This window comes from Hymenobacter sp. DG01 (assembly GCF_006352025.1).
Lineage (GTDB): Bacteria > Bacteroidota > Bacteroidia > Cytophagales > Hymenobacteraceae > Hymenobacter.
The window spans coordinates 489,184-513,402 of record NZ_CP040936.1 but is presented as its reverse complement, the minus strand read 5'-3'; the positions used below and the strand labels follow the sequence as shown (position 1 = coordinate 513,402).

Annotated in this window: 22 protein-coding genes and 2 pseudogenes; 9 read left to right on the top strand and 15 right to left on the bottom strand. The window is 57.1% G+C overall.

The annotated features are described in order from the left end of the window. Nucleotides 1-233 precede the first annotated feature (233 nt). From FGZ14_RS02155 to mce, 4 genes are all read right to left on the bottom strand, one after another. Nucleotides 234-1,649 (bottom strand): CCA tRNA nucleotidyltransferase, encoded by a 1,416-nt coding sequence (locus FGZ14_RS02155; RefSeq protein ID WP_139920742.1) that lies wholly within the window; start codon nucleotides 1,647-1,649, stop codon nucleotides 234-236. Between the two features lie 118 nt (nucleotides 1,650-1,767). Next, a complete protein-coding gene (locus FGZ14_RS02150) occupies nucleotides 1,768-2,049 on the bottom strand; it encodes a hypothetical protein (RefSeq protein ID WP_139920741.1) in 282 nt (93 codons plus the stop codon). Between the two features lie 145 nt (nucleotides 2,050-2,194). After that, entirely contained in the window at nucleotides 2,195-2,776 is a 582-nt protein-coding gene (locus FGZ14_RS02145) for an L-threonylcarbamoyladenylate synthase (protein ID WP_139920739.1), read from the bottom strand. A 93-nt stretch (nucleotides 2,777-2,869) separates the two neighbouring features. Beyond that, a complete protein-coding gene (mce, locus tag FGZ14_RS02140; RefSeq protein WP_139920736.1) occupies nucleotides 2,870-3,274 on the bottom strand; it encodes a methylmalonyl-CoA epimerase in 405 nt (134 codons plus the stop codon). A 154-nt stretch (nucleotides 3,275-3,428) separates the two neighbouring features. On the opposite strand from mce, the gene FGZ14_RS02135 reads away from it, so the two are divergent. The 4 genes from FGZ14_RS02135 to FGZ14_RS02120 all read left to right on the top strand — a co-directional run bounded on the left by FGZ14_RS02135 (nucleotide 3,429) and on the right by FGZ14_RS02120 (nucleotide 6,082). Beyond that, nucleotides 3,429-4,643, top strand: coding sequence for an IscS subfamily cysteine desulfurase (locus FGZ14_RS02135; protein WP_139920734.1), 1,215 nt, complete (start codon nucleotides 3,429-3,431; stop codon nucleotides 4,641-4,643). Nucleotides 4,644-4,737: 94 nt separating this feature from the next. Further along, nucleotides 4,738-5,154: a Fe-S cluster assembly scaffold IscU gene (iscU, locus tag FGZ14_RS02130; protein ID WP_054412183.1), complete on the top strand. Its 417-nt coding sequence runs from the start codon at nucleotides 4,738-4,740 to the stop codon at nucleotides 5,152-5,154. Between the two features lie 94 nt (nucleotides 5,155-5,248). Next, nucleotides 5,249-5,659: a hypothetical protein gene (locus tag FGZ14_RS02125; protein WP_139920732.1), complete on the top strand. Its 411-nt coding sequence runs from the start codon at nucleotides 5,249-5,251 to the stop codon at nucleotides 5,657-5,659. Nucleotides 5,660-5,755: 96 nt separating this feature from the next. Further along, entirely contained in the window at nucleotides 5,756-6,082 is a 327-nt protein-coding gene (locus tag FGZ14_RS02120) for an iron-sulfur cluster assembly accessory protein (RefSeq protein ID WP_110978003.1), read from the top strand. Nucleotides 6,083-6,502: 420 nt separating this feature from the next. On the opposite strand, the gene FGZ14_RS02115 is transcribed toward FGZ14_RS02120, so the two are convergent. The 11 genes from FGZ14_RS02115 to murI form a co-directional block, all read right to left on the bottom strand. After that, nucleotides 6,503-9,652, bottom strand: a complete 3,150-nt coding sequence (locus FGZ14_RS02115; RefSeq protein ID WP_139920730.1) for a T9SS type A sorting domain-containing protein — start codon at nucleotides 9,650-9,652, stop codon at nucleotides 6,503-6,505. 648 nt (nucleotides 9,653-10,300) lie between these two features. Next, nucleotides 10,301-11,830, bottom strand: coding sequence for a carboxypeptidase regulatory-like domain-containing protein (locus FGZ14_RS02110; RefSeq protein ID WP_139920728.1), 1,530 nt, complete (start codon nucleotides 11,828-11,830; stop codon nucleotides 10,301-10,303). Nucleotides 11,831-11,873: 43 nt separating this feature from the next. Next, entirely contained in the window at nucleotides 11,874-12,212 is a 339-nt protein-coding gene (gene csgH, locus FGZ14_RS02105) for a curli-like amyloid fiber formation chaperone CsgH (RefSeq protein ID WP_139920726.1), read from the bottom strand. Between the two features lie 160 nt (nucleotides 12,213-12,372). After that, the gene (locus FGZ14_RS02100; RefSeq protein ID WP_139920724.1) at nucleotides 12,373-12,918 is read right to left on the bottom strand and encodes a hypothetical protein; all 546 of its coding nucleotides are present in this window, start codon (nucleotides 12,916-12,918) and stop codon (nucleotides 12,373-12,375) included. A 239-nt stretch (nucleotides 12,919-13,157) separates the two neighbouring features. Beyond that, nucleotides 13,158-14,126, bottom strand: a complete 969-nt coding sequence (locus FGZ14_RS02095; protein WP_139920723.1) for a hypothetical protein — start codon at nucleotides 14,124-14,126, stop codon at nucleotides 13,158-13,160. Nucleotides 14,127-14,359: 233 nt separating this feature from the next. After that, nucleotides 14,360-15,757: a CsgG/HfaB family protein gene (locus tag FGZ14_RS02090; RefSeq protein ID WP_139920721.1), complete on the bottom strand. Its 1,398-nt coding sequence runs from the start codon at nucleotides 15,755-15,757 to the stop codon at nucleotides 14,360-14,362. Nucleotides 15,758-15,776: 19 nt separating this feature from the next. Beyond that, entirely contained in the window at nucleotides 15,777-16,202 is a 426-nt protein-coding gene (locus FGZ14_RS02085; protein WP_139920719.1) for a curli production assembly/transport component CsgF, read from the bottom strand. A 77-nt stretch (nucleotides 16,203-16,279) separates the two neighbouring features. Beyond that, nucleotides 16,280-16,906 carry a CsgE family curli-type amyloid fiber assembly protein gene (locus tag FGZ14_RS02080; RefSeq protein ID WP_139920716.1) on the bottom strand — a complete coding sequence of 209 codons (627 nt, stop codon included), beginning with the start codon at nucleotides 16,904-16,906 and terminating at the stop codon, nucleotides 16,280-16,282. Nucleotides 16,907-17,352: 446 nt separating this feature from the next. Next, a complete protein-coding gene (locus tag FGZ14_RS02075) occupies nucleotides 17,353-18,537 on the bottom strand; it encodes a glutathionylspermidine synthase family protein (protein WP_139925986.1) in 1,185 nt (394 codons plus the stop codon). Nucleotides 18,538-18,596: 59 nt separating this feature from the next. Beyond that, nucleotides 18,597-19,289 (bottom strand): hypothetical protein, encoded by a 693-nt coding sequence (locus tag FGZ14_RS02070; RefSeq protein WP_139920713.1) that lies wholly within the window; start codon nucleotides 19,287-19,289, stop codon nucleotides 18,597-18,599. Between the two features lie 146 nt (nucleotides 19,290-19,435). Then, a complete protein-coding gene (gene murI, locus FGZ14_RS02065; RefSeq protein ID WP_139920711.1) occupies nucleotides 19,436-20,266 on the bottom strand; it encodes a glutamate racemase in 831 nt (276 codons plus the stop codon). Between the two features lie 109 nt (nucleotides 20,267-20,375). Here murI and FGZ14_RS02060 point away from each other — a divergent pair, with 109 nt between their 5' ends. The 5 genes and pseudogenes from FGZ14_RS02060 (at nucleotide 20,376) to FGZ14_RS22290 (ending at nucleotide 24,197) form a co-directional block, all read left to right on the top strand. Further along, the gene (locus tag FGZ14_RS02060; RefSeq protein WP_139920709.1) at nucleotides 20,376-20,609 is read left to right on the top strand and encodes a hypothetical protein; all 234 of its coding nucleotides are present in this window, start codon (nucleotides 20,376-20,378) and stop codon (nucleotides 20,607-20,609) included. A gap of 87 nt (nucleotides 20,610-20,696) precedes the next feature. After that, complete coding sequence (locus FGZ14_RS02055; protein WP_139920707.1) at nucleotides 20,697-22,220, top strand: hypothetical protein; 1,524 nt, start codon at nucleotides 20,697-20,699, stop codon at nucleotides 22,218-22,220. Nucleotides 22,221-22,298: 78 nt separating this feature from the next. Further along, nucleotides 22,299-23,114, top strand: a pseudogene (locus tag FGZ14_RS22300) (ABC-F family ATP-binding cassette domain-containing protein); the annotation flags it as partial. A 204-nt stretch (nucleotides 23,115-23,318) separates the two neighbouring features. Then, nucleotides 23,319-23,636: pseudogene (locus FGZ14_RS22295) on the top strand (ATP-binding cassette domain-containing protein); the annotation flags it as partial. Nucleotides 23,637-23,786: 150 nt separating this feature from the next. Beyond that, nucleotides 23,787-24,197, top strand: coding sequence for a hypothetical protein (locus FGZ14_RS22290; RefSeq protein WP_374221711.1), 411 nt, complete (start codon nucleotides 23,787-23,789; stop codon nucleotides 24,195-24,197). The last annotated feature ends 22 nt before the right edge of the window (nucleotides 24,198-24,219 follow it).

The following is a 24,219-nucleotide window of genomic DNA, read 5'->3' as shown; positions in this document are numbered from 1 at the left end:
TAGGAAAACGGTGAGTTGGTCATCTTGGCCGCTTATAGTTAGGTAGCCCCGGTGGGGCGACGTATCGGTAGCAAACCCTACCCCCTCAAGAAACCAAAGCCCGAGCGGGGCGACGCCCAATCGTTGAACGATTGGGCGTCGCCCCGCTCGGGCTTTAATCCTTACTACCTGCCTGTTTCTCTATTACTCGGCTGCCCCTCCGGGGCTACCCTTCAACCCAAGCGCCAACGCAGTTACTTCACTACTTCCAAGCCTTTCCGCTTGCCTAGCTCCAGCAGCAGCGGGAAAGCTTCGGCGTACTCGTTGCGGACCTTGCCCTCCAGAATAGCTTCCAGCAAGGCTTCCTTCAGCTCACCTACTTCGCGGGAAGGCTTTAGGCCGAAGGTTTCCATGATGATTTCGCCGGTAATAACGGGCTTGAAGTTGCGCAGATGGTCTTTTTCCTCCACCTCCTTCAGCTTCTGCTCCACTACATCGAAGTTGCGCAGGTAGCGGGCCACGCGCTGGTGGTCTTTGCTGGTAATATCGGCGCGGCAGAGCAGCATCAGCCGGTCGATGTCGTCGCCGGCTTCAAAGAGCAACCGCCGCACCGCCGAGTCCGTCACGATTTCCTTGACCAGGGCAATGGGCCGCAGGTGCAGGCGCACCAGCTTCTGTACCTGGCGCATTTCCTCGCCCAGGGGCAGCTTCAGGTCCGTGAAAATGCCGGGCACCCAACGCGCACCCTTGTCTTCGTGGCCGTGAAAGGTCCAGCCCACGCGCTTGTCGTAGCGCTTGGTTGCGGGCTTGGCAATATCGTGGAGGATGGCGGCCCAGCGCAGCCACAGGTCGCCGCCGGCTGCCACCACGTTATCCAGCACTTGCAGGGTGTGGTAGAAATTGTCTTTGTGGGCGTGCTGGCCTACCTTCTCTACCCCGTGCAGCTGGGCCATCTTCGGGAAGATGAGCTGCAGCAGCCCGCACTGAAACAGCAGCTTGAAGCCGTAGCTGGGCTTCGGGGCCATAATAATCTTGTTCAACTCCGTCGTAATCCGCTCCTGCGACACAATTTTGATACGCTCCTTATTGCGGGCCAGAGCATCAAACGTATCAGGCTCAATGTCGAAATCAAGCTGGGTAGCAAACCGAATGGCGCGCAGCATGCGCAGCGGGTCATCGGAGAAAGTAATATCAGGGTCTAGCGGCGTGCGGATCAGCTTGCGCCGCAGGTCGCCTATGCCGTCGTAGCGGTCCACGAGAGCCCCAAAATCGACGGGGTTCAGGCTCAGGCCCAGGGCATTGATGGTGAAGTCGCGGCGGGCTAGGTCTTCCTCCAGGGTGCCGGCTTCTACCTCCGGCTTGCGGCTTTCGGCGCGGTAGCTTTCCTTGCGGGCACCCACAAACTCTACCTCAATTTCGGGGGTAGGCAGCATGGCCGTGCCAAAGTTCTTAAACACCGTCACGCGCGGCCGGCCCGGCAGCTTGCGGCCAACGGCCTGAGCCAACTCAATTCCATCGCCTACGCACACCACATCCACATCCTTGCTTTCCCGGCCCAAGGCCAAATCCCGCACGTAGCCTCCAATAACGTAGGCGGGGTAGCCCAGTTCACCGGCAGCTTCGGCAATGGTTTGAAATAAAGGCAGGGCGGGCAGTTGAGGCTGATTCATGCGACAAAGGTAGCACGAGCGGGGCTACGGCAGAGCCAAAACCGGCCGCATCGGGCAGCAAAAAGCTCCTCCGGCGCCGGGCCGAAGGAGCTTTGCATGTGGTAGCCGCAGGGCTGAATTAATGCTTAACCGGAGTTTCTTCTACCGCGCCGTTGGCGGGCTGGTTGCGTACAACGGCCGTGTCGCCGGTGGTCGGCGTGGTGGCTTCGTTTACTTCAGCAGCCGCCTTGTCGGTGGTATTTTCGATGGCGTCGCCGGCAGCCTCGGTGTTAGCAGCAGCATCATTGGCAGCGCTTTCAGCGGTGGCTTCCGCGTTTTCCTGGGTTTTCTCCGAGCACGAAGCCAGAGCGAAAGGAGCGAAAGCAGCCAGAACAAGCAGAGATTTGAAAGAGAATTTCATGACGAAGACATTCAGGGTGAAACTTTCCTTCTATACGCTTACCCTCTGTAAGGTAACCCCTAGTTCCTGCTGCCATCCCATATTTTTTTGTTGGGCTTTCGGCACGGCCTCTTAGCAGCAACCCTGTGCCTGGCGCAGGCATGTTTTAGTCGCGCAGCACTTCCAGGCTGCCATCGGGCAGCACCCGCACCACCCGCGAGGGCAGGGAGCGGGTTTCATCGTCCTGCCGCCAGCGGGCCACATAGTCGGCCTGGCGAACCAGCACGGGATTTACTTCCGAGAAAATGGCGGGGGTAGGCTCGCCGCTCAGGTTAGCCGAAGTCGAAACCAGTCCGTGGCCCAGGCGGCGCACCACTTTCTGGCAAAACTCGTCGGTGAGCACCACCCGCAGGCCAATGGTGCCGTCGGGGGCCAGCAGGTTGGGGGCCAGGTGGCGGCTACCGGGCACCACGTAGGTAGTAGGCCGCGTCTGGGTGGCCAGCAGCTCGGGCAGGTTAGGAGGCACTACCTCGGCATAGCGGGCAAACATCTGCTCGTCGGCTACCAGCACAATGCAGGCTTTTTCGGCGGGGCGTTGCTTGAGCTTGTACACCTGCTCCACGGCCCGCGGCAGCTCGGCGTCGCAGCCCAGGCCCCAGACCGTGTCGGTGGGGTAGAGAAGTACCTGCTGCATCAGCAGCGCGTCCACGGCAGCCTCTACTTCTTCCCGAAAGAATTTCGTGCTCATTGGTCAGTCTCTTATAATCTAAGTAAGCGTTGGCCTGGCAGTCTCAACACTGGTAACTACCGAAGACAATATCCCAGTCTTCATTCCGGGCTTCTACTTGATTGTCTGGCACAACTCGACCAGCACGCCATTGGCCGACTTGGGGTGTATAAAGCACACGAGCTTATTGTCGGCGCCTAGCTTGGGCTCTTCATTCAGCAGCGTGAAGCCCTCGGACCGCAGCCGCGCCATTTCCGCCCGGATGTCGTCCACCTCAAACGCTACGTGGTGGATGCCTTCGGACTTTTTGTCGAGGTAGCGTGTGATGGCGCTTTCCGGGGAGGTGCCGGCCAGCAGCTCTATCTTGGAGCCTCCCACCTGAAAAAACACGGTATCTACGGCCTCGGAGGCCACATGCTCGCGCTTGTAGGGCTCCTGGCCCAGCAGCTTTGTATAGAGGGCCGTGGCGGCTTCCAGGTCTTTAACGGCAAGGCCGAGGTGTTCGAGGTTGGTGAGCATAGGTTTGATCGAAAAAGCGGGGTAGCCGCATAGCGCGGCTTCTTTGTATTTGTTCTACTTTTGCATCACAAATGTGGGAAGAAAGTAAAACCAGTTGCTGGTTTTTTGTGTTCTACCTGCGAATGATTCTCCGCTGAAACCAGACCCCCGAGCCATGCTCAAGCTACCTATTTACCTCGACAACAACGCTACTACGCCCCTCGACCCGCGCGTTCTGGAGGCGATGATGCCGTACCTGACCGAGGTATTCGGCAACGCTGCCTCGCGCAACCACCCCTTCGGCTGGGCTGCCGAAGAAGCCGTGGATTACGCCCGCGAGCAGATTGCCGGCCTGATTAACTGTGACCCCAAAGAAATTATCTTCACCTCGGGCGCTACCGAATCCGATAACCTCGGCATTAAGGGTGTGTTTGAGATGTACTCGCAGAAGGGCAACCACATCATCACGGCTACCACCGAGCACAAAGCCGTGCTCGACACCTGCAAGCACATTGAAAAGCTGGGTGGCCGTGTAACCTACCTTCCGGTTAACGCCGAAGGCCTCATCAGCCTGGAAGAGCTGGAAGCCGCCATGACCCCGGAAACCATCCTGGTGACCATCATGTACGGCAACAACGAAACCGGCACCATTCAGCCCATCCGCGAAATTGCCCAGATTGCCCACAAGCATGGCGCCCTGTTCATGACGGACGGTACCCAGGCGGTAGGCAAAATTCCGGTGGACGTTATTGCTGACGGCATCGACCTGATGGCCTTCACGGCCCACAAGATGTACGGCCCCAAAGGGGTAGGCGCTCTATACGTGCGTCGCAAGAACCCACGCGTGAAAGTAACCGCCCAGATGGATGGTGGTGGACACGAGCGGGGCATGCGCTCCGGCACCCTGAACGTGCCCGGCATCGTGGGCCTCGGCAAAGCCTGTGAGCTGGCCAAGCAGGAAATGGCCGCTGACACCGCCCGCCTGAGCGCCATGCGCGACCGGCTGGAGCGCGAGCTGCTGACCCTGGAAGAAAGCTACGTAAACGGCTCAGTGCAGCACCGCTTGCCCCACGTAGCCAACATCAGCTTTAAATATGTAGAAGGCGAAGGCCTGATGATGGGCGTAAAAGATCTGGCCGTATCGTCCGGCTCGGCCTGTACTTCCGCTTCTCTGGAGCCTTCCTACGTGCTGAAGGCCCTCGGCCTCAGCGACGACCTGGCCCACAGCTCCCTGCGTTTCGGCCTCTCGCGCTTCACCACCGACGAGCAGATCGATTACGCTATCAACCACGTAAAAGAAGCTGTTACCAAGCTGCGCGAAATGTCGCCGCTGTGGGAAATGTTCAAAGAGGGCATCGACCTCAACTCGATTGAGTGGGCTGAGCATTAATTTTTAGAGCTTAGAACTGAGCGCCAATACTATAGCTTTGGTGCTCAGTCTAGGTTCTGAGTTCTAAAATCTGACATCAAATTTCTCAAAAGCCATGGCTTACTCCGATAAAGTAATCGACCATTACAGCAACCCTCGCAACGTGGGCACGCTGGATAAAAGCAAAAAGAACGTAGGTACTGGTCTGGTAGGTGCGCCTGAGTGCGGCGACGTAATGCGTCTGCAAATAGAGGTGGATGAAACCACCAACACTATCACCGACGCCAAATTCAAAACCTTCGGCTGCGGCTCGGCCATTGCTTCGTCGTCGCTGGCAACGGAGTGGCTGAAAGGCAAAACGGTTGACGAGGCCCTGGCCATCGACAACATGGAGATTGTGGAAGAGCTGGCTCTGCCGCCCGTGAAAATCCACTGCTCGGTACTGGCCGAAGACGCTATCAAGTCGGCCATCAACGACTACCGCGTGAAGAACGGTCTGCCGGAGCTGGAAGTAGCTAAGTCGCACCACTAATCAGCGAGCTGGTAAAGAAGATGAGTGACTGGAAGCTGTGCACAACGGCTGCCGGTCACTCATCTTGTTTATTGCCCCTACCCCATTTACGCCAATGGATGTTACCCCTTCCGACGTACACGTAGAAAGTGCCCGTATTCAGCGCCAAATCGAGGACTACCTTGGTCTGGGGCCGGGGAACCTGCTGTTTGAATTTCGGCAGCTGGAGGGACAGACGCGCCTGGACCTGATTACGGTTAACCCGCGCCACCACCAGAGCTTTCTGTTCCGTTATGAAACGGGCTCTGACCGCCTAGAGGCCCTCCGCAAGATGCTGACGTACGTGCAGCGCTACCGTGACGAAGAAAGCTCTTATACCATTCAGTGGCGCGCGCGCGGCGACAAGGAGCTGCAGACCTCTTACTTCCGGGCCCACAACGCGTATGAGGCCCTCGATAAACTCTATTACGGTCGTGACTTAACCACCATTACCGTATTTAGTGTGGTTCTGAATCCTAGTTCTTAGAATGTTTCTGAACAAGGACCGTATCTTTGGTGTTCTACATCTGACATTTCCTTTTCAGGCGGCGCACATCGGCGCTTGGACTAGCTTTTTTGACCCATGATTACCGTTTCTGACAAAGCCAAAGAGAAAGTTGAAAAGCTCATGCAGGACGCCGAGCTTGACGCTACGTATCGTTTGCGGGCTTCTGTGGCCGGTGGCGGCTGCTCAGGCCTCAGCTACAAACTGGACTTCGACAATGAAGTGAAACCCATGGATCAGGAATTTGAGGACAAGGGCGTTCGGGTAGTGGTTGATATGAAAAGCTTCCTATACCTGGCCGGCACCCAGCTCGACTTCTCGGACGGTCTTAATGGCAAAGGGTTCTTCTTTGATAACCCAAACGCTTCCCGCACCTGCGGTTGCGGGGAAAGCTTTTCGGTATAAGCTTGCCATCCTTCAAACATAAGGCCTCTGCACTATTAAGTGCAGAGGCCTTATGTTTTTCTACTGACTCTTCAGGTGTGGTCGTCAGACCTAGCCATCATGGGTCGCTAAGGAACGGCTTAAGCTCACCCAGCGCAATTACACGGTTGCTCACGCAGGCCGTATGAACCGAACAACCTCAAGGCTCACCGTAAGGCGTTAGGACGTTCTGTTGAGACTATTTAAGCACTCCTTCAGGTAATCTGTGCGGACGAAATGGGAGAAGGCTTAGCAGAGCACTCTTCTTACTTACTACCCACATATCCTGATTCCTCTAGTCACGCTACACTACCAGTATCTGCTGGTAACTGGCTGCCACAAACAAAAAAGCGCCACCCTGTTTGGGTGGCGCTTTTTTGTTTGTGGGAAGAAAGTCAGTGACTACTTCTTCACGATGCGACGGGTTACTTTAGAGTTGCCTTCACCTACCGTTACCATGTAAGTTCCGGTACCCAGGTCGCCCATATTAAGCGTACCGTTAGCACCAAGCTTCTGGCTGCGGATGAGGCGGCCATTGCTGTCGGTGATGGTAACCGTTACACCTTCCGTCGTGCCTCCCAACTCAATGGTCAGGATGTCTTCAACGGGGTTAGGATACATATTCACATCACCGCTACGCAGGAAGTTAACTACTACGGGCTGGGTGTGCGATACGGTACCGTCGAGGTCAATCTGCTTGAGGCGGTAGTACGAAGTACCAGCCAGCGGTTTCTCATCAGCAGCGGTGTAGGTGCTGCTGCTGGAGGTCGTGCCTTTACCAGCGCGGAAGAGGATTGTCTCGAACGAACGACCGTCGCGGCTACGCTCCACTTCAAAACCTTTGTTATTGAGCTCTGTAGAGGTAACCCAGGTCAGAGCTACTTGGCTGCCGCGAACTTTGGCGTCAAAGGAAACCAGCGTAACAGGTAGCGGCGAAGGAGCAATGATACCGGGAATCGTGTTGGGCGTAGGAGGCGACAGGTAGTTCTCAGCGCCGCTGGCAATTACATTAACGTTGTTGTCGATGTTATTGTACTCGAACGTGTAGAAGTAATAGGTCTTACGAATGTCGAGACCTTCAATCGTTACAGAAGCATTGGGGCCTGCAAATACTGCGAAATAACCCGGTGCAACCTGCGGGCCCTGACCGTAGATCTGGTTACCCGTCTGGTAGGAGATACCATCGGAAGGCTGGTTGCCGGAAGGCAGCGTGGGGTTCTCGCTGGCTACAATCAGACGGCCTTCGCCGTAACCCAAGCCAGCATAGTTAGCGGGCAGGGTGAAGGATACCGTAGCCGTAGTGTTGTTACGCACCACGTTTGCCGTTGCCCGGAGGCTGGGCTGATTATCAATCGGTAAGCCCGAAAGCAAAGAGTTAGCAGTGAAGTTCTGCGTCGTCTTGTCATCGAAGTCGTTGCTCTGGAAACGCAGCGTTGCTTGCGCGCTACCCAGGTTGGTGGGGCGGAACCGAATGTAAATCTGTTGATTGATGCTATAAGTGGAAGTATTAGGCTTCAGCTTTACCGTATCAATAGTGAAATTTACGTTGTCGCGCGAAATCTCAAACTGGGCCGTGTTATCCGGGTTGAACGTGGTGTTCGCGCTCAGTAGCTGCGAGATAGTAACTGGCTGCAATACCCGCTCAGCGACGACTGTAATTGCCTGCGAGGAAGAACGGGTGTAAATCTCGACGTTCTTCACTTGCTGGAAAGCATTCTGCAGTTGAATGGAAGGCTCGCTGGTGCCCTGTACGCGTACTGCTACCCCAAGGGCCGGACGGCTGGAGTTCAGAACGCTACCCGAGGTTGAGAAAGCCGAGGTAGGTACGAAGCGAACATAAACGGTGGTCGGTGTTACGTCAGAGCCGTTGTTGCGCGGCACCACAATGGTGTTGTTCGTGGTGGTAACGTTGGTAAAGTTAGCATCCAAGGAAACCTGGAAAGCCGGCGGAGCAGTAACCGTGATGTCGCGCAGCAGGTTGGTACCCGAAAGCTGGTAGCTCTGTACAGCGGAAGGCACGCCAGGAACCGTGGAAAACAGATTCAGACCGCTGGACGATACGTTTACTACTGATTCGCCCCCGGTGCTGTTAGCCGTGATGCTTACTACTCGCGAAGCAGCTCCCGTGCTGGAAGCAGTAATATTGCCGGTGAACTCACCAGCACCAATCGGGCCGGTCAGCTGCACCTCAATAATACGGCTGGAAACAGAGCCGCTCACCGGATTGATGGTGATGGGACCATTCACAAAGCTTCCTCCCAAGGCCGCCTCGCGGAACAGGATGTTGTTGTTCGAGCCGGTAAGTACCAACGGTGCAGTAAGGTTACCAGCGTTGATTTCAAAGGAAAGCGTCTGAGCAGATCCGCTGCTGGAAACTGTCTGGAAGTCAAGCGACCCAGGGTTCACTACGATAAACGGACCACGCGGGGCGGATGTAGCTGTTCCACTTACCGCCAAATTGATAGACGGGTTACCGTTGCCGGCAGAGGAAATCGTGATGTTGCTGCTATAAGAACCGGCCGTTGCGGGGGCGAATACAGCTTGCAGGCTGGCATTAACCGAGTTGTTAACGGGAGTCAGAGTTACCGTTTGAACAAAGGTGCCCGTGGTGCCCTGACGGATCAGGAAGCCCGTAGGAGCCGTTACCGTAACAACTGCCGTCAGGTTAGAACCCGATACGGTGAAGCCACTCGGAGAGGATACCAGGCCTTCCTGGGTGTCGGCAAACGTGAGGGAGGTAGGCGTAACGCTGAGGGTAGCTGGAGGCAATACACCCGTACCTGCCACACTAGCTGTAGTGCTGGTGCCTGAGCTGGTAAACGTAACGTTGCCTACGTAGTTTGAGGCAACTGTAGGGTTGAACACTACATAAACCGTTTCGTTTACACTGCCCGTGTTGCCCTGTCCTACCGTGGTGGTTTGGTTATAAGTGCCCGTAGCGCTATTGCTTACCAAGAAGCCAGCCGGTGCCGTAACGGTAACATCGCCAGTAAGTGAGGTACCTGTTACGGTGAAGGTCATTGGTGATGAGGTAGTGTTAATTACCTGATTCCCGAATCCACGAGCCGATGGTGTGGCAGTAAGCGTAGGTAGGCCTTGGGCACCGGTGCCCCGCACGTCGATGAAGGCATTGAGGGTGGTGCCATTACGGCCATCAGTGTTACCAGTCACTTGGATGTACTCCCCGTTGGTTGTACCAACAGCAGTCGGCTTGAAACGCACATACAGGGTGCCGCCTGCAGCAGGCAACACAACAGCATTACTGAAGTTGCTATTATCAGTACTGCCCTCGAAGGAAGCGGCGTTACCAAAGCTGACCGTAAGGTTGCCCGATATACCCGTAGCCGTAACAGCGTACTGCTTTGCCGGAGAAGAAACCTGTCCAACCGGAACAGTCCCAAACTCGGTGGGGTTATCTGGGTCGGTAGAAGGGGAAACCGTAATGGATTGAGCCTGCCCGATGAAAGGCAGAGCTAACAGGACCATTACCAGAAAAACCCACAATCGGCCTAAGTGGCCCGACTCTCGGTTACTCAAGTATTTGTTTTTCATGAGTTATTGAAAGGAGAATGTTTGCAAACGGAAAAAGTGAAAGAGATGCCATTACACATTTAGCACTTAATACGAAGTAAAATGTGGCAGTCAGCCTCACATACGGGGGAGTCAATCAATTAGATTAGTATTTTTTTATGATTGTATAAAACATTTCATATCAAAAATTTTGGCGTGGGTTCCTCCTTCTTCACAATTCATGCCAATTCTATATGTATGTAATGCTATTCCACGGCATAGAAACAGATTACACGCATTTTATAGGATCTTAATAGAGTAAGACAAACTATATTATGACTTCCCTTAAGTGACTTAGAGCCGACATTATCTGTAAAGGTGCATATTTCTGGGGGAGTTATGGTACACATCCCGGTAATTAGTCGCAAAGGTATAGCAAGTCAGACTAATAAAAACACATCCTTAATAACTTAACATCTAATAACTTATATACTTAAATATCTTTAATGGGCCTAAACCATTGGCATATACCTGGGGATGTTCTGGCTTGTATGCTTACTTCTGCCTTACTTGATTATCTCTACTATCTTACATAGATCTGGAAAGATAACCACCGCTCGTAAGGGTCTAAAAAAAGAGAGCAAGGCATGTAGCCTTGCTCTCTTTTTGTGTTAGTAGAACTCAAAGCACCTACTTCCAGTCCGGCAAGGTGGCATTCTGGAACAACCGGGTGCGGTTGCGTCCATCCAGGTCCATGGTATATACATCGGGCACGGAGCGACTTACGTTGTTAACCTGCACGAAAATAATTTTAGATCCGTCGGGAGCGTACCGGGGCACAATGTCATTGAAGCCAATAGGCTTAATGGAGCTACCGGAGGTACCCTGGCCAGCGGAAACATCTACCAGACCGGTGCCGTCCAGGTTCTGGGAGAAGATGTGCGCGTTGAGTTGCCGGCCGGTTCCATCGTCAAAGGCATCCAGGTCGCGGGTGTACAGGACGCGTCGCCCATCTACGCTGAAGGATGGGGAGTCGAGACGGCCGGGTAGGTTAGCAACCAGCAAGGTAGGGTTAGAGCCGTCGGCGTTATAAAGGTAGAGCTCTGATTCGTACACGCTTACACCCACCGTTTGCACTACTAGCCGGTTCCCCTGCCCGGTCCAGTCGCACTCCCGGAAATGCCGGTTAGCGGGAGCCGTGGCCAGTAGCGTCAGACCAGTTCCGTCGCGGTTAATGCGGTACAGCTTATTGTAGCTACTGTAAATCAGCTGGGCTCCATCCGGCGACCAGCGGTACCCGATGCCCTGGTTGAAATAGCCATCTACCGGCAACAGGGTAACCTGGCGCACATCAGACCCATCCCGGTTCATGGTGTACAACTGAAACTGGCCCGTAGCATTAGACGTGTACGCCACCCGGTCGCGGTTAGGACTGAGCTGGGGCGCCGTTTCTATGAAAGGCGAAGAAGTCAGGCGGAGCAGATTGGTGCCGGTTTCGTCGGAAGAGTAGATATCCGTGTTGCCGTTTTCTTCGCGGGCAAACAAATAGCGGTTGTCGGGCTGGGCCCGGGTCTGGAAGCTCCAGACGTCGCTTTTTACTACCTCCCCGGCTAAGTCTCGCACGGTCACCTGCCAAAAATACGTGGTGTTAAAGCGCAGGCCGGTTACTGCTACTGCCGTGTCCTTGGAGTTATTGAGGAGCTGGCGCCGATCAGTGGAGTTTCCTTCGTAAAGAATCACGTCGTTGCGCAGCGAGTCGCTTTTGCCATCGGGGTCCGTTACCCGCCAGCGCAGGGTAAGATTGACCGGCTGCCCGGTGGCCTGGTTGCCCGGACTAGGATTGAACGGGGCATTGGGGCGGTGGTTGCTACCCGATGCTTTTTCCAGCACTACCCGTACTTCAGTGGCAGAACTCAGATTTACCTGTACGTTCACAGCCTCCGTCTTGTAGTCGGCCTTTTTTACGTTCAGGGTGTATTTGCCTACTACCAGCCCAGAAAGCTGAAACTGGCCTTGGGCATTAGTGGTGATGGAAGAGGTAGCCGGCGTGGTGGTGATTACCGCGTTGGCAACCGGAGAATTGTCCCGGCTGTCGGTTACAGTTCCCGATAAACTACCATTCTGGGTAGGCTCAATTGTAGTCTCCTCGCAAGACCACAGGCATAAAGACAACACAAACGCTACCAGCACACTTAGTTTAGTGCGTAACAGAGCAGGCATAGGGGAAAAAGAAAGAGGTGGGAAAGGAAGGGCGCGGAAAGACTTAGGGGCGGCTGGCGGGGTAGTGAGTCAGGGAGTCCTGGGCCAGCAACTGCCCTTGCTGATTAAAAAGCCGCAGGTGCACCTGGCATTCATCAGAGCCGGAAAAGCTTACACTGGTCTGAGACAGGGCTTTTTCCTGGGCGGGGGCAACCGTGAAACTTCCCATTTGAGTGTTTTGCGTACTTCCGCTTTCTCCTTGCCGGCTGGTCAGCAGTTCGTAGCGGACCAGCAGGGGACTAGTGGTTTGGTTGCGGCAGAAACCCGTAATCAGGAGCATTCCGCCCTGCTGCTGGGTAGTAAGCCGCGCCTGACAATCGGCGCTGCCGGACCAGGCAGACACGCCCGACAGAAGAGTAGCAAGCGGCAGCAAACAGAGCCAGTAAGAAATCATAGGTGTGGGGGGTAGGCTGAAAACAGATAGGATAAAACCGGGGTGCCATGCACCTCAAAAGCCAGTAGGATCGGGCAGCCGGCGTTTTTGTCAGCTGCCCGGTCCTGGGTTACGGCTGGAAGGTTTTGACACCCTGCTCAATAGTCAGCCGGATGCCGTTGCCTTGCATTTTGATGTCGTACCCCGCCGGGGCCGCCGAACCAGTTTCGCGCTGCGTCAGCTCATTGTTGCTGCCCAACTGCTGCACCGTGTATTGGCGGCCATCTACCCGCAACTCCTGCTCTACCTTGTTGTAGTCGCCTTCCTGCCGGATGGCCGATGAGGTGTTGCTGCCTACAATGAGGGAGTTAACGGAGTTGGCTACGCCGTTTTGAATAATCTCATACTGGTTTAAGGCTCCACTCTGCGAAGCGTTAATCACGTTGTTGACGCCACTCTGGCGCAACAGGGCCTCGTTGCTGGCCCCTACCTGTACCAGTGTCGTGCGGTTGGCCACCGGCAAGGCTATACTTTCAGTAGCGGCCGGCTGGGCCCCGAGCTGTTCAATCAGGGCTTGCTCCTCGCTCTTGCCTTCCGGCTTTTCGCTCTGGGCTTGCGCCGACAGCGACCATAGCAGCACGGGAGCTACTATGAGCCCATAGATACTTCGTTTCATGAGCAAACAGACTAAGATGGAAGAAGTAGATAAGAAGCTAATACGGGAGGCCGGGCCCTTGAAAACTGGGCGGATAGAATTCGACCTCATAAAAATAAGTTTAATTTTTTTAATAAAAAAATGCAAAATAAAGGATATCCATAAAAAAACTGGTAGCATCTCACAGACCAGAAGGTACCGCGAGATGCTACCAAGTTATTGGGCAGATGGGGAATAATCTGCCCCGGAAATGTGCGCTACTAGCGGTTCTGCGAAACTACGCTCACGTTGTTGGTGCCCGACTGGGTTACGTAGCTCTGGTTCATAGAAGAACCTTGCAGCGTAGTAGCCTGGTTGCCCGAGCCAAGCTGGGTTTGAGTGGCAATGTGTCCACCACCACCGTTCTGGCTGATGTAACCCGTGTTGCCTGGGCTTACGAAAATACCAGCACCTTCCTGATCCTGTACGGCCAGGTTTCCGCCGCCGCCCGACTGCTCAATTACCGCGTTGTTATAGTCCAGACGCTGATTCTGCACGCCGGTGTTGCCGTTGCCGGTCTGCGTGATGGAGGCCGATGAGCGGTAGCTGCCAGCGAAGTTGGCGCCCTGATCCTGGTAAGCCTGGTTGCCGCTGCCGCTGGTCTGGCTGATGTTAGCTACGTTCTCGTTGCCACGCTGGATCTGGCTGCCGATGTTGCTGGAACCCAATTGCAGAATGTTGGCGCGGTTGTCAGCGGGGCTGCCGGGGTAGCCGGAAGCGGCCGTCTGGGTCTGGTAAGCTTGGTTGCTTTCGCTGGCGCTCTGGAAGATGTCGGCCTGGTTGCGCGAGCCTTCCTGAGTTTGCACCGAGATGTTGCTGCCGCTCAGCTGCGTAGAGCTGGCGCGGTTGTTATTACCCGACTGCGTCTGGTAAGCTTGGTTGTTGCCATCAACCGGGATATTATCGCCCTGCTTTACATAGGCCGAGTTATTGTCGCCCGACTGGGTCTGGTAAGCTTGCTGGTTGTTGTCGCGCTGATCCGAAACGGCCAGTTGGCTGGTTCCCGACTGCGTCTGGTAAGTTCTGTTGCTGACACCAGCCTGGGTGGTGTAGGCTTCGCTAGCGCTACCCGTCTGGGTTACATATACGCCATGGTCGGTGCCAGTTTGCGAAGAAGTCTGGATATTACCCTGGGCAAAAGCGCCGCCAGTGGCCAACAGAGCAGCTACGAGGAAAGATACCTTTTTCATGAATTGGGGAATTAGGGTTGTTGGGAAGGGTGAGACTTTTTCAATAAATTCTTATTCCCTCCGGAGGAACTGTACAAATATATATTGATTAAGTTAAAAGTCAATATATAAGTAGAAAGAATAATTAAATTTTTTATTTATAAAGTTACATAAATCGCTAATACCTGTCTATCAGCTATTTGTATCATCAAATTGTACCCAGGCATCAGGCTTTCGGTGCCCTCTGAGCTAGCTCACCGTATGACGGTAGCAGGCTTGGGAGTACGGCCGAAGTAGAAAGTAGCACCCAGGCGGGCCGTCCAGAAGTAGTCGTTGTATTTACCCAGCTGAATTCCGTCTAGGTTGTCGGAGAAGTAGTAGCGCGCATCGCTGCCCAGGCTGAGCCCTACCCTATCAGTCAAGAGCACTTCTACGCCGGCTCCACCCAGTACGTGGGGTAGCACTTTGGCCCCCACGCTTTGGTCGGCGCGCGTGGTGGCTCCGCCGCCCAGCAGCAGGTAGGGCGTAAACCGGTCGCGCGGGAAAATGCGGTAGTGGGCGGCCAGCTCCGCATAATTAAAGGTTTGCCGGAAATAGTCGCCGGCGCCCAACTCGAAGCGACCCAGGTGGAAAACAGCACCCAGCCTGGCGGCCGGAGTAGGCTGGTAGTAAACCGCCAGTTGGCCATTAGCCCGCAACTGGGAGTTTTTCAGGTCGCCGACGTAGCGCACGGTAGCCCCGCTGAGGCCAATTCCCAACTGCGCACGTCGGTCGCGCTGTACGCGGCCCAGCACATCAATATCCTGGTTTTCATCTTTTTCCTTGAAATATTGGGTAATGCCGGCACCCGTGCGCTCGGCTGGATTGCCCGGCACCCACAAATTGTCCCGGATTCCCTCGTACACCAGCGCTTGCACCGATTTTTCGATGGCTTCTTTCACGGCCATTTCCGTGGGCTCATTGTACGTAAAGCCGGTTTCGGTTTCGAGCAGGCGCTTGAAGTTTACAAACCGGAACAAGCTGGCATCTACCTGCTGCGAGAGAATGGTTTTGCTGGTGTACACCGTTTTCAGAATCTCGCCGGTGCTGGTGCTGATGGCCCGCAGATACACCGTAACGCGGTCTTGCCGGTACTGGCCCGAAGCGCCGGCCCCGAAGTAGCGCAGGCCCGCGCCGCCGGTTACCACATTGGCATCATAAGAGATAATGCCACCTTCCAGAATTACCCCCGCGAACAGCAACGAGGGAAGCATGGGCTCTTTTTTACCCGTCAGCTCCTGGTATTCGGCGCGGCTGGAGCGAATGATCTTACGTTCGTTGAGCAGGTTGCCCAGGTTTTCGCGCTCAATGGGGTTAAACCACCGCGACTCTTCCAGCGCCCGCAGCAAAATGCTGGTGGCACCCTGCGTAATGGCCGTAGAAAAGCTGGAACCGGCCTGTGAGGGTTTGTACTGGCCGGTCTGGTCGCGGAATTTGTACACCGCTACCACAATCCGGTCTCGGGGAGGGGTAGGCAGCTGCTTCAGGTCGCTGGTGGCGCGTACCTCGGCCCCCAACCGGGCTTTTTCGGTGGTGAGAGGCTGGTGAAAGTAAGGGGCACAGCTGGCCAGGCTCAGCAGCAGCGCGTAGCAGCCTGAGAGAAAAACACGCATGATGGTGCTGGATTAATGCTTACAGACTAGGAATAGTAATAGTCGTCTGATTGCCGGTATTGGAATCCGTAATCTGGATACTGAAACCGCCGCCATTGGGCGTTACCGCAATCTGGTAGCTGCCCACGGTGTAGTTGCCTTCCTGCAACGTGCTGCCGTTGCCGAACTTATTGCCGACCAGCTTTTGGGCCAGCTGTCCCAGAATCTGCTGGTTGAGGCTCTGCTCAAACTGCTTGAGCGGATCAACCTGGAAGGAGGTTTTCGCGGCGGCCGCGCTTGGGTCGTCGATGGAGTTCTGGGCCTGCGCGGCGCTCAGCATCCAGGAGTAGTTGAATGTGTTGCCGCCCCCGAAAGCCGGGTTTTTGGGTTCATACACGAAATCCTGGGCAGAGGCAGCCGTTACGCGCAGAAACAAGCCGCAGACAAGTAAAAGTATGTGCTTCATATAGGCGGGAAGGAAGGGTGAGTAGCAGAGAAAGAGAATATCAAAAGCTTCGATGCGGTGGTAGGTAGCGGGGCTGGTCAGTACAGCTCCGTGCTTACCCGTTCGCCCCGCTCCAGCTGCCGGCTCAGGTTCAGCTGCTGCACCAGGTACTCCTGGACGTAGCCGATAGCCTCGCGGGCGGTTTCCTGAATGATGTCGTAATTGGGCTGAAGCGGGAATTCCAGCAGGTCGTTGTCGTTGACGCGCACCGTTACAAAAGTGGAGTTTACCCGGCCAGGCTTCTCCCCAATGATGATGGTGTACTCCTTTACATCGGCCGGAGCTTCCCACTGGCTATAGAACAAATCGTAGAAGTCGCGCCCGGGCTTGGTAATAGACTGGTCCATCACCAGCTCACTGGTTTCGGCGCCGGCGGCCACCTTACGCCGCGCCGACTGCAGGGAGTCGAGGCGCAGCAGCAGCCGCAGGTTTTCCTCCAGGTTGCGCGGCGACTCTGCCCCGGAGGTTGATTCGCGGGTTGGCACCTGCTCTCCGGACTTGCCGGTGGCATCGGCCCGGGCAGGCCGTTTGCGCTCTGCCTGGGCATAGCTTTCAGACGCAAGGCACAAAAGCAGAAGCAGGATACAGCCCAGGGCCATCATCCAGGGGCGCCACCAAAAGATGGGCTGCGGTGGCTGAGACTGGGGCTTGGTAGCGGCGGCCATGCGCGTATCAGGTAAAAACCAAAAATGAACCGGAAGAAGAAGCTGAGTAAAGCTCAAAAAGCAGAACTCAGCAACAGAAATGAATTAGTGGCATAAATGTAAATATTTACAAAAATAATACAAGTAATAAATCCACTATTTGAATTTATTCATGTTAATATTTAACTAAATTGAAATAGTTCAAACGCCCGTTACTTACTGTCTAGACAACCTAATAATGCAAAAGCCCCTGCCGCTACCGGCAGGGGCTTTTTTGAAATTAACGCGAAGGCACGTAGCACTTTACCCGGCCGGTAACGGCTGCCTCATGGGAAGCCACCTACGGAACCGGGCACGCTCATTGGGCTGGGCGACAAGTAGAATTGGCTACCCCACAAAAGCGCCATGTAGCTGAGCCTGCTTACGCTACCCCCGCTAGGGCTTACAAGGCCCCACGCCGGAACAGTTTATGCCAGCACATGCGGCACAAACTCTGAGAGGTTGGTTATGACTCCTGCTTCGCGTCGGAAGCCGATGGCGCAACCCTGCCCGGCCCAGAAGACACCGGCTTGGTAGAGGCGGCCGGCCTCATCGTGCGGCAGCTCCGCAAAGCGCTGAAAAATGACGGGCTGGGCAGCGTATTCGCCCGGCTCGGGAAGCACGGGGCCATCCGCGCCACCTAGTTCGGCTACATCCTGGCCCTCGCGGCCCAGTACTGGCTTGCGCACCTGGTGCCCCACGAGTTCTGTAGAGGCCGTTTCCAGCAGCAGCGGGTGGTGCGGAAAACACCGCCAGAGCCAGGCCAGCATGCCTTTGCTTTGGAACAGCAGGGAGTAGGCCGGGTTGGCAATAATAAGGTCGCGGCTACGCAACAGGTCCGTCAGGTTGCGGGTGAGGTCAGGCTCTTCCTCGGCCAGCAGCTCCCAGGGCACCAGCTTGAACAAAAACCCGAACCGCTGCCATTCATCCGGTCCGGTTTGGGCCCATACCCCGCGCTCCTCGCCCTGAGTGGCCACCTGCATATCATCTACGGGGCAGATGTGCACCTGCGTGAAGCCAGCCGTCAGGGCTGCTTCCATCACCACGGCGCAGTTGGTGGCATCCTCGGCGCTACCGGGCAAATGCACCAGCAGCAGGCTGGGCTCCAGGTCTTCGTTCAGCATCAACCACTGCTGCAACTGCTCCTGCAGGCCTTCCACCAGGCCATTGGCCTGCCGGTCTTCGTCGGCCAGGCCGGCGGCTACCAGGCTAGCCCACTGCACCACGGCCGTTTCGGGCAGACTGGTAGCCGTATCGGCGTTGAACTCCAGCAGCTTGGGGCCATCGGGGGTTTGGGCCAGATCAAAGCGCCCGTACAGGTGCCAGTGCCGCTCGTCGTTCCAGGAGTGGCGCACGGCCTCCCACAGCACGTCAGGGATGGACAGTTCCCGCAGCAGCGCGTCCGGAATAGGATCCGGAATGGACTGTACCAACAGGTCGTAGAGGGTGTCGGCGGCCTGTAGCAGCTCATCGGCGGTAGCTTCGGGCAGCTGCACAGCTTCGCGGGCTACATAGTTCTGGCAGGCTTCTTCTACGGCCCACTCCCAGCCCAGGGCACGCACGGCCGGCTCCACATTACCCGAGAGGGGTAGCAGCTTAATCTGATTCTGCATCAGCACACGAAAAACAGGTAGAGAAAATAACTAAGGGGTTTGCGGTAAGAGCCCGGGCCCTACCCCCCAAACCCGCGGCTACCCCCGCGGCTGCCGAAACCAGAGCTGCGGCCCGAGCTGGGCGCACTGCTCCGGATGGTGCTGCGGCCGTAGCCGGTGCTGCGCGTAACGGTGGTGCTGGGCCGGATGCCCGATGACGCGGGAGAAGTGCGGCTGCCCGAAAAGCCGCGCCCGAAGAAGCCCCGCCCCTGGTCCCGCTCGTTAGCGACGCGGGCGCGCCAGCCATTGTTTTGCTGGATCAGGCCGGGGTTGGCATAAGCGCCCACATTAGGCGTCAGGAAGCGGCCGGCCATATAGCCAATGCCTCCCCACATGAGCACATCCATCATGCTGGTGCCGCCCACCCGGTTTTCCGGATTTACGCGGCTGTACTCCTGCATTTGCCGCTGTAGGGCCTGGCCCTGTAACGTATCTACCTTGCCATCGAAGTGGTGGAGCACGGCGGCTACCTCTTCCTTGCCGGCGGGCCGCTCGGCGGTAATTTTCCACTCACCGGGCTTTACCTCGGTCATTTCCGTGATAACGCCTTCGGAGTAGGAATCAGCGGCACGGCTCCAGTCGCCTTCTGTGGTTTGGGCCTGGTTGCCGGAATTGTCGGAGCAGGCGGGCAGCAGCAGGCCCAGGCTGGAGGCAGCGGCTACCAGCAGCACATTGCGCCGCCAGTCGCGGAGGGGGTAGTAGGGTTTGTTCATGGCGAATGGGGTAGGGCTAAGGGTTAGAAGGCAGCCGGCAAGGTAGTAAGCCCCCACCGGACGCCGTAAGGGTTGGATGGGCCCGCAACAGCTGGTAGCGGCCGGTGAAAAGCAGCCGCAGGTTTTGCCCGTACGGCCGCCCCGGCTTACTCCCAGAGGGGGTAGTGCTCCAGGTGCACTTGCTGCCCGAAGAAAATACGGGTGCTTTCCTCAAAAGATCGGGTAAAATCAGAGACGTAGAAATGATGTACCGGCGGCGCGCTGCCGGGCCGGGCGGCCAGGCCGTTCTCGGTCAGGTAGCGCTGCACGTGGGCGGCTACCACGTCAGAAGCATCCAGCACTTCGGCCCGCCCCTGGTAAAAGGCAGCAATCTGCTGCTTGATAAGGGGGTAGTGCGTGCAGGCCAGCACCAGGGCCTCAATGCCCTCCAGGGCCGGGTTCGACAGGTAGGTTTCGATGACGTTGCCGGCAATGGAGTTATCGAAGAATCCTTCCTCAATCATGGGCGCCAGCAGGGGCGTGGCTAGGCTCTGGAGCTGCACTCCCGCATCAAGGTCGTCTATTTTCTTACGATAGACGTTGCTGTTGACCGTTTGCTTGGTCCCGATCAGGCCAACCGTGCGGCCCGCGTACTGCTGGCCTACGTGCGCCACAATGGGGTCAATTACATTGAGTACCCGCGCCTTCGAGCCCACGTACTCGCGCACCAGCTCGTAGGCTGCCGCCGAGGCGGAGTTGCAGGCAATGAGAATAACCTTGCACTGCTGCTTGAGCAGCAAATCACAGATTTTGACCGCGTAAGCCTGAATGGCCGCCGTGCTTTTATCGCCGTAGGGCAGGTGGGCCGTGTCGCCGAAGTACACCAGGCGCTCGTGGGGCAACACGCGGCTGACGGCCCGGGCCACGGTGAGGCCCCCAATGCCGCTATCGAAAACGCCAATGGGGCGCGTGCTCAGATCAGAAGAAAGTAATGCCATAGCGTCGCGAAGGTACGAGTGTTGAACGGGGAAGAATACGCGGCGGGCTGCAGCACAATTCTGACAAGTTTATATATTTCCCGGCCTCACACCCGTCCTATCCTGAGCTATGAGCAGAATTCTGGAAGAAATTGACCAGGCCCTGGCCACCTTCGACTCCAGCCAAGGCCGCCCCGTTGCGATTGAGCTGGGCGAGCGGAAGTACACCCAGCTGGTACTCGATGTGGCTCATCTGTACGCCGATGGCGGCGCCTTGACCCATAACACCGGGCGCCCCCTGGCCTACCGGGGCCTGGAAATCCTGCGCGACGATACCAACCGCGACCGGGTGCGCGTGATTTAGCGCCCGGGCTGCTTTCCTGCGGCGGCTGGCGCATCTTTGGGCTTTCTTTGCTGCTTCCGGGTCCGGTAGCGGCTCATTTTACTGCGTATGCCCAATGTATTTGCCCCGACCCGTTTTGGGCGGGGCTGGTGGCTCTGGCCGGGGCTGCCCCTGCTCGTTATTCTGCTTATTCGGCTGGGTGCTCTGCAGGCGGGCGGCGCCCTGGCCTTCCCCGATGAAGAACGGCATCTGAAGTCCGTGGAAGCCGTGGAGGCCATCTTTCAGGGTGACGTGGAACGCCTCTGCCTGCACCTGGCCAACACCCAGGGCCGCCCCGCCGATGCGCTTTTGCGCCTGCCCGTGGCGTTGGTGCAGGTAGGACTTCACCGCATTTGGCAAATTCCTCCTACCTCCCCTACCTCCCTATTAGTGCCGCAACTCCTGAACTGGGTGGTGCTATTGCTGAATCTGCTGCTGCTGTGGCGGCTGGCCCGGCGCCTGCTGCCGGTCGCATCGGCCACAATGGTGCTGGTAGTGTATTCGGCCCTGAGTAGCACCCAGCTGTACGTGCGCCACCTGTTGCCCTATGATACGGCCCTGGGGGTAGTGCTACTAAGCCTGGTACTGCTTTCGGCACCCGCCGCTGCCCGTAGCCCCTGGCGTAGCGGATTGCTGGCTGGGGGGCTGGGTTTGCTGGCATTTGCCGTGTACCCAGGCTACTATTTCGCGCCTTTGCTGCCGGGGGCGCTGCTACTGGCCAGCCAACCGAAATCTGCTTGGAAGCGCGCCCTCTGGGGATTCGGGGCTGGGGCAGGGCTAGTGGTAGTGCCCCTGGAAGTGCTTACCCGTTTCGGGCATATTTCTTACCTGCGCACCCTGCAGCACCTGCCGGCCACCGTCATCCAGGGCGATTTTTCCGAAGGATTCTCCTTTCTGCCCCGCTACCTCTGGCAGGTAGAGGGTCTGACGGGTGCCTTACTGTTGCTGGCGGCCCTACCCGGACTATGGGCGCTGCTTACCTGCCACTCTACCCCCGTAGCGCGGGTGGTGGCAGTGGTGCCCGTTGCGGCCTGGTTGGGGCACGCCTGCCTGGGGTACTTTGCGCATACGCTGGTGTTTTACGGCCGGATCATTCATTTCTTTCTGCCATTTCTGGTCTTGTACGCCGGGGCCGCCTTGCCGCTGCTACGCCGCCACCGACTGCAGCAGCTGGCGGCTTCGGCGCTGGTTGTCACGGCCCTCGGGGGGCTGGCACGCTTTGTACCGGCCTATTTCGCGCTGGCCTACCCGCGTGATGTGCTGGCAACCTATTCGGGGGTAGCTCCCGGCCGCCTGCGCTACCTGAACGAGGGCGGCCTTAACGCAACCCTCGATTACGACGTGCCCCCGGTTGGCCCCCTGGCGCCCCCCGCCCGGCCCGATTCGCTGGTGCTCGTAAACTGCACCTTTCTTTATCCATTGCTCAGCCCCGGCTGTCAGCCCGTGCAACTGCCCGCGGCGTACCGGCGGGTCTTCGACGCGCCTCACTTCCTGACCCTACCCGCTTACGGCTTCGAAGGCTTCAGCCCATCTATGCGCGAGCAGCTCGGGCAGTGCCGCTTCCGGTGCCGCGTGTACGAAAAGGCAAAATGAGGAGTAGTGAGTAGCCCGTCCGGCACCAAACTCACAATTTCACCATCTCGCCATTTTGCCTTCTCGTACCTTTGCGGTATGAATCTGCTTTCTGCTGAGAATCTTTCGAAAAATTACGCCGACCGGTGGCTGTTCCGGGAATTAAACTTCGGGCTGCAACAGGGGCAGCGCGTGGCCCTGGTGGGCATCAACGGCTCGGGCAAAACCACCCTGCTGCGCATTCTGGCCGGGCTGGAGCCGCCGGACACGGGCGAGGTGAGCGTGCGCAAAGACATCCGCGTGTCCTTCCTGGGGCAGCAGCCGGTGTTCGATGAGGCCCTGAACGTGGAGCAAACCATTTTCGCCAGCCAGAATGATACCCTCGCCGCCATCCGCGACTACGAGCACGTTGTGAATGACCCCAACCATTCCCCCGCCGACTTGCAGCGGGTAATGGAGCTGATGGACACCTATAATGCCTGGGACTACGACGCGCAGGTAAAACAAATTCTGGGGCGCCTGGGCATCTTGGGCGACTTGCTGGAGCGGCCCGTGAGCAAGCTCTCGGGCGGGCAGCGCAAGCGTGTGGCTTTGGCCCGCGTGCTCATTGAGGAACCCGACGTGCTGATTCTCGACGAGCCCACCAACCACCTGGACCTGGCTACCATTGAGTGGCTGGAAAACCGCTTGGCTTCCCCTACCCTCACCCTGCTGATGGTAACCCACGACCGGTATTTCCTGGACAAGGTAGCCAACGAAATTGTGGAGCTGGACCAGGGCCGCGTGCACCGCTACCAGGGCAACTACTCGTACTTCGTGGAGAAGAAATCGGAGCGGGAGCAGATGGAAACCGCCGAGGTGGAAAAGGCCCGCAACCTGCTGCGCAAGGAGCTGGAGTGGATGCGCCGCCAGCCCCAGGCCCGCGGCACCAAGCAAAAAGCCCGCATCGACGCTTTTTACGAAACCCAGGAGAAAGCTAAGGGCCGCGTGAAAGGTCCGGAAATGGAGCTGTCGGTGAAAACCACGCGCCAGGGTGGCAAAATCATTGAGGTGGAGCACCTGCACAAGCAGTTTGGCGGCAAGGTGGTGCTGGATGATTTCAGCTACGTGTTCAAGAAAAAGGACCGCATCGGGCTGGTAGGTCCCAACGGGTCCGGCAAATCCACGCTGCTGAACATGCTCACGGGCAAGCTCGCGCCCGACTCGGGGGTAGTAGATGCCGGCCAGACCACCGTGTTCGGCTACTACACCCAAACGGAGCTGGACTTCGACCCTTCGCAGCGCGTGATTGACATTGTGAAGGAGGTAGCCGAAGTGGTAGAAATGGCCGACGGCAGCAGCGTGACGGCCTCGCAGTTTTTGCAGCACTTTCAGTTTCCGCCGGCTCAGCAGTACACGCTGGTCAGCAAGCTGAGCGGGGGCGAAAAGCGCCGCCTGCAGCTGCTGCGCGTGCTCATCAAGAATCCGAATTTTCTGATTCTCGACGAACCGACCAACGACCTCGACATCATCACGCTCAACATTCTGGAAGACTTCCTGCTCAACTTCCAGGGCTGCCTAATTATCGTTTCGCACGACCGGTACTTTATGGATGCGCTGGTGGAACAGGTGTTTGCGCTGGAACCGGGTGGTAAAATCCGGCAGTTCCCCGGCAACTACACCGACTACCGCGAGTGGCAGAAGGAGCAGGACGCCGAAACGGCTGCCCGTCCGCCCAAAGGCACGGTATCGGCGGCGCCGGTGGCCGCGCCCCCTACCCCCGCGGCGGCGCCCAACCCGGCTAAGCGCAAGGCTACCTTCGCGGAAAAGAAAGAATACGAAACCCTGGAAAAGGAGCTGGAGCAGCTGGAAACCCTCAAGCAGCAGCTCATTGAAAAGCTCAACTCCGGCACCGGCTCCCACCAGGAGCTAACCGACTGGGCCGCCCAGCTCAAGCGCACCGACCAGGACCTGGACACCAAAGGGGAACGGTGGCTGGAGCTGGCTGAGTTCGTATAGCGCTCCGCTAACATCTGATGAC

Excerpts from the sequence above, each read along its gene's own strand:
- mce (WP_139920736.1), bottom strand. The coding sequence starts at position 3,274 with ATGCTCACCAACCTCGAACACCTCGGCCTTGCCGTTAAAGACCTGGAA.
- FGZ14_RS02135 (WP_139920734.1), top strand. The coding sequence starts at position 3,429 with ATGCTCAAGCTACCTATTTACCTCGACAACAACGCTACTACGCCCCTC.
- FGZ14_RS02145 (WP_139920739.1), bottom strand. The coding sequence starts at position 2,776 with ATGAGCACGAAATTCTTTCGGGAAGAAGTAGAGGCTGCCGTGGACGCG.
- FGZ14_RS02055 (WP_139920707.1), top strand. The coding sequence starts at position 20,697 with ATGCCCAATGTATTTGCCCCGACCCGTTTTGGGCGGGGCTGGTGGCTC.
- FGZ14_RS02075 (WP_139925986.1), bottom strand. The coding sequence starts at position 18,537 with ATGCAGAATCAGATTAAGCTGCTACCCCTCTCGGGTAATGTGGAGCCG.
- FGZ14_RS02115 (WP_139920730.1), bottom strand. The coding sequence starts at position 9,652 with ATGAAAAACAAATACTTGAGTAACCGAGAGTCGGGCCACTTAGGCCGA.
- FGZ14_RS02080 (WP_139920716.1), bottom strand. The coding sequence starts at position 16,906 with ATGGCCGCCGCTACCAAGCCCCAGTCTCAGCCACCGCAGCCCATCTTT.
- FGZ14_RS02085 (WP_139920719.1), bottom strand. The coding sequence starts at position 16,202 with ATGAAGCACATACTTTTACTTGTCTGCGGCTTGTTTCTGCGCGTAACG.
- FGZ14_RS02070 (WP_139920713.1), bottom strand. The coding sequence starts at position 19,289 with ATGAACAAACCCTACTACCCCCTCCGCGACTGGCGGCGCAATGTGCTG.
- FGZ14_RS02095 (WP_139920723.1), bottom strand. The coding sequence starts at position 14,126 with ATGAAAAAGGTATCTTTCCTCGTAGCTGCTCTGTTGGCCACTGGCGGC.
- FGZ14_RS02120 (WP_110978003.1), top strand. The coding sequence starts at position 5,756 with ATGATTACCGTTTCTGACAAAGCCAAAGAGAAAGTTGAAAAGCTCATG.
- FGZ14_RS02100 (WP_139920724.1), bottom strand. The coding sequence starts at position 12,918 with ATGAAACGAAGTATCTATGGGCTCATAGTAGCTCCCGTGCTGCTATGG.
- FGZ14_RS02110 (WP_139920728.1), bottom strand. The coding sequence starts at position 11,830 with ATGCCTGCTCTGTTACGCACTAAACTAAGTGTGCTGGTAGCGTTTGTG.
- FGZ14_RS02125 (WP_139920732.1), top strand. The coding sequence starts at position 5,249 with ATGGATGTTACCCCTTCCGACGTACACGTAGAAAGTGCCCGTATTCAG.
- FGZ14_RS02150 (WP_139920741.1), bottom strand. The coding sequence starts at position 2,049 with ATGAAATTCTCTTTCAAATCTCTGCTTGTTCTGGCTGCTTTCGCTCCT.
- FGZ14_RS22290 (WP_374221711.1), top strand. The coding sequence starts at position 23,787 with ATGGATGCGCTGGTGGAACAGGTGTTTGCGCTGGAACCGGGTGGTAAA.
- murI (WP_139920711.1), bottom strand. The coding sequence starts at position 20,266 with ATGGCATTACTTTCTTCTGATCTGAGCACGCGCCCCATTGGCGTTTTC.
- FGZ14_RS02090 (WP_139920721.1), bottom strand. The coding sequence starts at position 15,757 with ATGCGTGTTTTTCTCTCAGGCTGCTACGCGCTGCTGCTGAGCCTGGCC.
- FGZ14_RS02060 (WP_139920709.1), top strand. The coding sequence starts at position 20,376 with ATGAGCAGAATTCTGGAAGAAATTGACCAGGCCCTGGCCACCTTCGAC.
- iscU (WP_054412183.1), top strand. The coding sequence starts at position 4,738 with ATGGCTTACTCCGATAAAGTAATCGACCATTACAGCAACCCTCGCAAC.
- FGZ14_RS02155 (WP_139920742.1), bottom strand. The coding sequence starts at position 1,649 with ATGAATCAGCCTCAACTGCCCGCCCTGCCTTTATTTCAAACCATTGCC.